This window comes from Limnofasciculus baicalensis BBK-W-15 (assembly GCF_024178385.1).
GTDB lineage: Bacteria > Cyanobacteriota > Cyanobacteriia > Cyanobacteriales > Coleofasciculaceae > Limnofasciculus > Limnofasciculus baicalensis.
On the sequence record NZ_JAMZMM010000312.1, the window covers coordinates 1 to 7461 of the forward strand.

Genomic DNA, 7461 nt, shown 5'->3' on the forward strand with positions numbered 1-7461 from the left:
AGGGCGCGGCGGTCTAATTTTCCATTAGGAGTTAAAGGTAAAACTTCCAGGATGACAAAGGCATTTGGCACCATGTAATCCGGTAATTTTTCCTTGAGGAAGCGGCGCAATTCATCCAGATTGGGTGCGGTTTGTTTCTGGGAAACTATATAGGCGACTAGACGTTTATCTCCTGGGATATCTTCTCTGGCGATAACTACAGTTTCCTGAATATCAGGATGTTGTATTAATACAGCTTCAATTTCTCCTAACTCAATCCGGAAGCCGCGAATTTTAACTTGATTATCAATTCTACCGATAAATTCGATATTGCCATCGGGAAGATAACGGGCTAAATCCCCTGTTTTGTAAAGTCTATCTAATTTTGATTTTTGAAGAGTGACTTTTGACTTCTCAAAGGGATTGGGAATAAACTTTTCGGCGGTTAATTCTGGACGGTTGAAGTAGCCACGGGCTAATCCAGTACCACCAATATGTAATTCCCCTGGAATGCCAATAGGAAGAGGTTGTAAGTTTTGGTCGAGAATATAGGTTTGGACATTAGCAATGGCACGTCCAATTGGTACTTCTTTTTTTATTGCTATTTCAGTTTTTATCGGGTAGATTGTGGCAACTACGGTTCCTTCAGTGGGACCATAAGTATTCATTAATTGAGGATAATTTCCCACAGACTCTTGCCAGATTTTCACAGATTCTGGCAAAACTCGTTCTCCGCCAATAATCACCAATCGGAGGTAATCTGGTAGTACCAGATTGGTTGTGGTTAATTCAGAAACCATTTGCTGCCAATAGGCTGTAGGCAAATCCAAGACAGTCAGCTTCTTATCTTGACACGCTTTTAGGAAAGTCCCTATCGAATTCAACATTTCATCGGTGCGTAACACTAATGTACCGCCAGAAGTCAGACAGGGATAAATTTCTTCGGCTGCGGCATCGAAACTAATTGAGGCAAATTGTAAAACGCGATCGCACTGAGTTATTCTATACTCGTCAATGGCAGCCTGGGTGAAGTTTACTAAAGATTGATGATTAATCATTACACCTTTGGGCTTTCCGGTGGAGCCTGATGTATAAATAACGTAGGCTAAGTTTTCGGTTCTCACTTCGCTAACGGGATTTTCGATAATTTCTTGGCTAATTATGCTCCAATCTCTATCCAAGCAGATTTGACGAACTTCTGGATTAGAAAATTGCTGCTGGAATTTATCTTGAGTTAAGAGTAGGGAAATTTGGGCATCCTCTACCATATAAGTTAAACGTTCTGTGGGATAATTAGGGTCTAAGGGGACATAAGCTCCACCTGCTTTGAGAATTCCTAATAAACCTACGATCATTTCTAAGGAACGTTCAACACAAATCCCGACTAATACTTCTGGTTTAACTCCCAATTTTTGGAGATAGTGTGCTAATTGATTAGCACGATTTTCTAATTCCCGATAGCTGATTTCCTGATTTTTAAATACCAATGCTACCGCATCTGGAGTTTTGGCTACCTGAAGTTCAAACAATTGGTGAATGGAGAGATTTTGTGGATAATCGATTTGGTTATTGTTCCACTCTACTAAGATTTGATGACGCTCATCATCAGATAATAAGTTAATTTCTGCTAAAGATAAGGTAGGATTGGTGACGATACTCTGGACAAAAGTAGTAAACTCTCCTCCCATTCTGCCAATGGTATCGCCATCGAAGATTTCCGAATCGTAAACCCAATAACATTTTGTCCCAGATTCTGGTATCACTAAGGTTAGGGCATTATCCAGTCTGGTATTATATTCTTCTAAGTTTTTTACTTGTTCGATATTCACTAAAAATTGAGGCAGAAAACCTGACTCTCGTAGTCCTTTAAGTTTCGGATATCGCAGGAGGATATCTCGCGGATATGTCTGATGATGTTTAACCAATTTTATCTCTTGGTTTACAGCTTGAAAAACCGACTCAAAACTTTGCTGATAGTTGATATTTATCCGACAAGGAACATCAGTAGCAAAAAATCCCTCCAGTTGGGTGAGTTGGTTTTGGATTTCCCCCTGTCTCAATCCCAAATCAAAACAACAAGTCTGACTGATGCGAGATAGATATCCAGCAAAAGCAGCAACCAGAAAATTTCCCAGATTCCCTTCTCCCTGACGCTGTGCCAAGAATGTTTTTACCTCATCGGGTATCAACCAATCCGCACTCTTTACCTGACGCGCTGATGAGGGAGATAATCTTTCCCGATTGCGATAAGGAATAGCAATAGGATTTAAGGTTGCTAATCTTTTTACCCAGAATTTTTCATGTTTGAACAGCAAGGATTCCCAATTTTCCAGCCGCTGCGAGCGCTCTATATCTATATCCTTAAATTGTTCTCCAATCTTCAGATTGAATCTGGCGACAAACTCAGGGATAGATAACTTTTGCCCCTCTATTGTTATAAGATAATTCAGGAGAATATCAGAACTTGCCGTCGCAATTATTAAACTATTATCATTAATTGCTGTAATTGTTCCAGGTGCTGATTCTGAGAGATTTTCAAGAACTTGAATCTTGGGAATAATTATGAATTCTTTCCCGATTGCCAACTTAGGCATACCCAGTAAATTCAGATGAGAGCCAAAGTCTAAGGCTCTAACTAAAGCATCTAATTCATCAGCAGATTTGTGCCATGATAATAGACATCCCGGACTGGGTTTTTGCCGCATTAAGAAGTAGCTACGCTCTTCTAGATTCTGTTGAGTAATAACCACTCTACCTGTGGCAATATCATCAACTAATTGAGCAAAGGAATGGATAATAACTTCATAACACTTCCGATTCAGAGAAAATACGGTTTCATCCGGATCTATATCAATCGTAATTTGCTTCAATATATCGCCGCCATCAACTACATTTACCATCTGATGCCAGGTGATGCCATGAGTTTTTTCTTGATGAAAAATAGCCCATGATGGAGCATTAACTCCTCCATATTTGGGCAAGAGAGCATCATGGCAGTTAATCGCGTAGCGACGAGGTAATTTGAGTACTTCTTCCGGAATAATAGAGAGATTGTAAATACTGAATAAGTAGTCAAAAGGTTGTTTACTTAAAAAACTAATTAGATTTTCTTTTGGCTGAATGTGAGGAATACTTTGTGAAGTTGCCCATTGACTAATTGACGTACCAGTGGAGATAATACCTAAGATTTGATGTCCACCTTTCATAAGAATCTCAGCACAGGGAATCAGCAAAGATTCATTGCCAATCAAATAACAGCTAAATTGTTGGCGATTGAGATTTGTCTCAGATTTACTACTCCCAGATGTTCGAGATGTTTCGGCGACTTCAGTCAATAAAGGTAACGAGGCAATAGATTCCTCTGGATTGGCAACAATCGCTTCTAGGAGATTTTGAAAATCTTCTGCCATCCGTTCGATTGTCACGGCATCGAACAAATCAGTATTGTATTTAAAGCGACAACAAAAACCTGCAGATGTATCCAGAATATCCAAGCTTAAATCTAAAACAGATACTCCATTATCTAACTCCATTTCTTCCATGCGAAAGTCTTGTCCAACCACTTGATTGACGCTATTTGTGAACTGAAACATCACCTGAAATAGCATTTGATAGCTCAGGTTTCGCTCAGGTTGCAGTGCCTCCACCAGTTTAGTAATGGGCAATTCCTGATGAGCATAAGCGTCTAAAGCTACTTTCTTTACCTGATTTAATAATCTGCGAAATGAAGGATTATTTGCGATATAAATACGGATAAGTAAAGTATTAATTAGCACCCCAATTAGTTGCTCCGTCTCAACTCGATTTCTTCCTGCGACAGGAGTGCCAATAACAATATCTTCCTGATTGCTGTATCGATGCAAAAGTATGGAAAAACTTGCCAGCAAAGTCATAAATAGTGTTACCCCTTCCTCCTGACTTAATGCCTTTAGGGATTGGCTTAAGCTTTGAGGTAGCACAAGTTCGTATAAATCACCTCGAAATGTTGGAATTGCGGGACGCGAGCGGTGAGTTTGCAATTCTAATAGCGGTGGTACTCCAGCTAATTGTTGCTTCCAGTAATTGATTTGAGTTTCTAGCACCTCGTCAGTTAGCCACTGACGTTGCCAATGGGCAAAATCTTGATACTGAATAGTCAATTCAGGTAATGGAGATTTTTGTTCTTTAGAAAATGCTTCGTAAATACTTGCCAATTCTGACAATAGCACTCCCATTGACCAACCATCAAAAATAATATGATGGAATGTCAATAGTAGCAGATGTTCTTGTTCACTCAGTCGAAAATATTTTACTCTCAATAAGGAACCTTCAGACAAGTTGAAGGCGGCTTGAGTATCTTCTCTGCCAAGGCGTTTAATTTCAGATTCTTGCTCAGATTTAGTGAATGTGCTGAGGTCGATTTGTGGTATTGTTAGGGTTGCGGTTGGATGAATTACTGGAACAGGCTCTCCATTTATTGTTACAAAGTTAGTCCGCAAGCTCTCATGACGACGCAGAATTTCCTTGAGACTTTCCTCTAATATTTTTAAATTAATGGAACCATTAATAATAATTGCACCAGGACGATGGTAAGCAGGACTCCCTGGTTTTAATTGGTCCAGGAACCAGAAACTTTCTTGTGTATAGGAAAGTGGCAGTTTACTAGCTCTAGAAATCGGCTCTATTGATGGTAAAGTCTGATTCTGCTTTTCTCGCTCCTGACTTTTAATAATTTGGGCTATGCCTAAAATAGTGGGTGTTTCAAAGAAATCGAGGAAAAATAATTCTATTTGTAGTGTTTGGCGGACTCGATTAATAACTTGAGCAATCAGAATTGAATCTCCTCCCAACTGGAAGAAATTATCAGATATACCAACTTGCTCAACACCTAAAACTTCTGACCAAATTCTGGCTAATTCTTTTTCAATATCAGTACTAGCTGGAGTAAACTCGGTGAAAGCTACGGCTGATTCATTTGAAGTAATCCCCAGTTGTTGTGCTAACCCAATCCGCTGCAATTTACCCGTCGGTCCTTTAGGAATTTCATCCCAAAAAATCACTCTGGCTGGCACTTTAAAATCGGCAACTCGTGCGGCGACAAACTCCTGAAGTTCTCGTGCTGTCACCGATGAATTATCCCGCAATACCACAGCAGCGGCTATATCTTCACCCAATTGGGAATGAGGAATTGCAAAAGCAAGTGCCTGCGCTACAGTGGGATGATCTAGCAATATTTCATCAATCTCGCGGGGCGATATTTTCTCACCACCACGGTTAATTATCTCTTTAATTCTCCCTTTGAGGAAAAGATAGTTATCCCCATCTAAATAACCCAAATCTCCAGTGCGGAACCAACCATTAGTAAAAGCCCCTTCATTGGCTTGGGGATTATTTTCATAACCTTTAGTAACATTCCCTCCCCTAATTACTACTTCGCCAGTATTTCCCGATGGTAATAAGTTACCATCCTCATCCATAATCGCAATTTCTGGTCCCGCTGCCATTCCCACTGAACCAGGTTTTCTGACTTGGGGAGGTAGAGGATTGCTTGCCATTTGATGGGAGGCTTCTGTCATTCCATAGGCTTCAATTACTGGGGCATTAAATACCTGTTCTAAATCTGCCATCATTTGAGGAGGTAAGGAGGCAGAAGAGGAACGAATGAAGCGAATCGAAGAGTTAGCAATAATTTCTTTATTTCCCTCACTTCGGGCTAAAATTGCTTGGTGCATTGTCGGGACAGCCGAATACCATGTGGGTTTGAATTCTTCTAATAAATTAAAGAATTTAGGCGCGTCAAATCCCGGCGTACAAACTACACTTGCACCTGCACTTATAGATGAAAGTAATGCGCCAATTAGTCCATGAATATGAAATAATGGCATGATATTGAGGCAGCGATCATTTTCTGTTAGTGCTAAAGTTTGACGGATATTAGCCGCAGAAGTACAGAGGTTTTGATGAGTCAATGGTACCATTTTGGGACGGGAGGTAGTACCAGAAGTATGGAGAATTAACGCTATATCCTCAGATTCGGCACAGCCACCATTTCCTGGATTATTGGGTTCACCACCAGTCAGGGTAAACGAACCTGCTGGACTATCTAAAATTGGTGATAATTCCAATATAGGAATATTTCTCCCTTGGGCAATTTCTCTGGCGGGAGAATCCATTCCTGCTTGGATAATTAGCGCTTTGGCATCTAAATCTGAGAGATAAAACTCAAATTCTGGTCCGCGATAGTTGGGATTGAGGGGGGCACAAGTTGCAGCAGAAGCGACTGCTAAAAAAGAGACAGCCATTTCTGGACTATTGGGCAGTACAATTGCTACTCGGTCATTTCTGCCGATACCAATAGAGTTTAGCTTGGTAACGACATCGTGAATGCGATCGCATAAATTACTATAGGTTAGGGGGGCGCGATTGGGAGCAAGGATTGCCATCGCTTCTGGCTGTTTTTGAGCGACGGATTCAATTTGTTTGGGGATGGAAGAATCGACTTTTATTTCTGGGTTAATTATCATGATTTTCCCTTGATTTACATAATTATAATTATTCATCTATAGTGGTGCATTCATTGCAATGCACCCTATAACTACTACAAGCGATGGCTTCGCCCGCCAGAGGCATCGCGGTTTTCTAGATTTTGATTAAGAAGTGCTGTACAATCCTTTACGCCCACTCTTTTTTTCTCCAATCTACCATCATTTTCTCTTAGTCTTTTCATCGTATCTTCAATCGCCGATTGAGCTGCAAAAAGACAGGGAGTACTGTAATTAACAATGGCTACTCCAACTTCTTTTAATTCCTCCAGACTACAGGGAGGAGATTTCCCCCCAGCAATTTGATTAAATACCAGAGGTTTATCAATTTGCATTTTAATCTTGCGAATCACTTCTAAATCTTTAATCCCATCCGCCAAAATTGCATCAGCCCCCGCTTCAGCAAATGCCTGAGTGCGCCTGAGAATTTCCTCCACATCTGCTGCATCTGTCCGAGCCACAACAAATAACTCTCTGCGAGTAGCTAAAACCTTTCTCAACTTCTCCAAAAATTCATCTAATTCCAGCAACTGTTTGCCATCAAAATGTCCGCAGCGTCTCGGTCTTTTTTGATCTTCAATAATAACTGCATCAGCGCCAATTGACTCCAAGAGGGAAACCACATGACAAGCCACATCTGAATCCACATAACCATCATCAATATCTACCAAAAGATAGTGATGGGGAAGTATAGTTCTCACCCGTTGGACAAATGCTACAATATCTGACCAAGCAATAAACCCGATATCTGGCAAGCCATAATGACTGGCTGCAAAACTAAACCCGCTGATAAAAATACCATCGTAATATTTAGCGGCGATGGAGGCTGAGAAAACATCATATACCCCAATAAAAGGGAATATCTCTCTTTGATTAAGTTCCCTATGTAAGCTGCGTCGTAAATTTATCTCCATTGATGATTCTGCTCAGGAAATGTACTTTTTTGATTTAGCCACACCCT

General features: G+C 40.5%; 2 protein-coding genes. Both read right to left on the minus strand.

The window, feature by feature from the left end; translation table 11 throughout:
- Positions 1-6518, minus strand: a 6518-nt coding sequence (locus tag NJ959_RS22905; RefSeq protein ID WP_254014058.1) for a non-ribosomal peptide synthetase, incomplete at its 3' end; no start/stop codon positions are given.
- A gap of 38 nt (positions 6519-6556) precedes the next feature.
- Positions 6557-7414 (minus strand): isocitrate lyase/PEP mutase family protein, encoded by an 858-nt coding sequence (locus NJ959_RS22910; protein ID WP_254014059.1) that lies wholly within the window; start codon positions 7412-7414, stop codon positions 6557-6559.
- Between the last annotated feature and the right edge of the window lie 47 nt (positions 7415-7461).

Excerpts from the sequence above, each read along its gene's own strand:
- NJ959_RS22910 (WP_254014059.1), bottom strand. The coding sequence starts at position 7,414 with ATGGAGATAAATTTACGACGCAGCTTACATAGGGAACTTAATCAAAGA.